The sequence below is a fragment of the Mycobacterium sp. TH-M82 genome (genome assembly GCF_057473605.1).
The window spans coordinates 1-1,436 of sequence record NZ_JBYCKY010000741.1 but is presented as its reverse complement, the minus strand read 5'-3'; the positions used below and the strand labels follow the sequence as shown (position 1 = coordinate 1,436).

General features: G+C 72.6%; 1 protein-coding gene. It reads left to right on the top strand.

What is annotated here, in order from left to right:
• A partial coding sequence (locus AC2VON_RS22160; RefSeq protein ID WP_486954793.1) for an arabinosyltransferase domain-containing protein occupies positions 1 to 1,436 on the top strand: 1,436 nt, incomplete at both ends.

Here is a 1,436-nt window from a genome sequence, read left to right as displayed (position 1 = left end):
AGGTCGGCGGGATCTTCACCGATCTGAAGGTGCCCCCGCAGCCGGGGCTGGCCGCGCGCATCGACGTCGACACCCGGTTCATCGTCGCGCCCACCGCCGTCAAATCGGCGGTGCTGGCGCTGGCCGTGTTAGCGGTGGCTGCGTCAATCGTCGCGCTGGCGGTGCTGGACCGCTCGGGCCGCCGGGCACCGCGCAGCTGGCGCGGGGCCAAAGCCGGCGTCGCGACCTGGCTCGCCGACGCGGGCGTCATCGCCACCCTGGCGGTGTGGCACCTCATCGGGGCCACCTCGTCGGACGACGGCTACAACCTCACCATCGCCCGGATCGCTCCCAAAGCCGGCTATGTGGCCAACTACTACCGGTTCTTCGGGACGACGGAAGCCCCGTTCGACTGGTATCCGTCGCTGCTGGCCCGCCTGGCCGAAGTCAGCACGGCCGGGGTGTGGATGCGGCTGCCGGCCACCGCCGCCGGGATGGCCTGCTGGCTGATCGTCAGCCGCTGCGTGCTGCCGCGCCTGGGCCCGGAGGCCAAGAACGGCCTGGCCGCCAACCGAGTGGCGGTGTGGACCGCGGGTGCGATGTTCCTGGCGGCCTGGCTGCCGTTCAACAACGGGCTGCGCCCCGAACCGCTGATCGCGGCCGGCACGATGGCCACCTGGGTGCTGGTGGAGACCGCGATCGCCACCCGGCGGCTGGCCCCGGCCGCGATCGCGATCGCGATCGCGGCGCTGGCCGCGACGCTGGCGCCGCAGGGGCTGATCGCGGTGGCCGCGCTGCTGACCGGCGCCCGCGCGATCGCCGAGGTGATCAGGCAGCGCCGGGCCGGCGACGGCCTGCTCGCGCCGCTGGCGGTGCTGGCCGCGGCGGCCTCGGTGATCACCGTCGTGGTGTTCCGGTCGCAGACGCTGGCGACGGTGGCCGAGTCGGCGCGGATCAAATACGTCGTCGGCCCGACGATCGCCTGGTACCAGGAGTTCCTGCGCTACTACTTCCTCACGGTCGAGGAGAACGTCGACGGGTCGATGACCCGTCGCTTCGCCGTGCTGGTCATGGTGTTCTGCCTGTTCGCCATGCTGGCGGTGCTGCTGCGGCGCGGGCGGGTGCCCGGGGTGGCCACCGGCCCGGCCTGGCGGCTGATCGGCGCATGCGCGGCGGGGCTGCTGCTGCTGACGTTCACCCCGACCAAGTGGGCCGTGCAGTTCGGCGCGTTCGCCGGGCGGGCCGGCGCGCTGGGCGCACTCACCGCGTTCACCTTCGCCCGGATCGGGCTGCACAGCCGGCGCAACCTGTCGCTGTATGTGACCGCACTGCTGTTCCTGCTGGCCTGGGCCACCTCCGGGGTCAACGGCTGGTTCTACGTCGGCAACTACGGGGTGCCGTGGTTCGACATCGCACCGGTGATCGCCGGCCGCCCGGTGACGACGATGCTGCTGGCC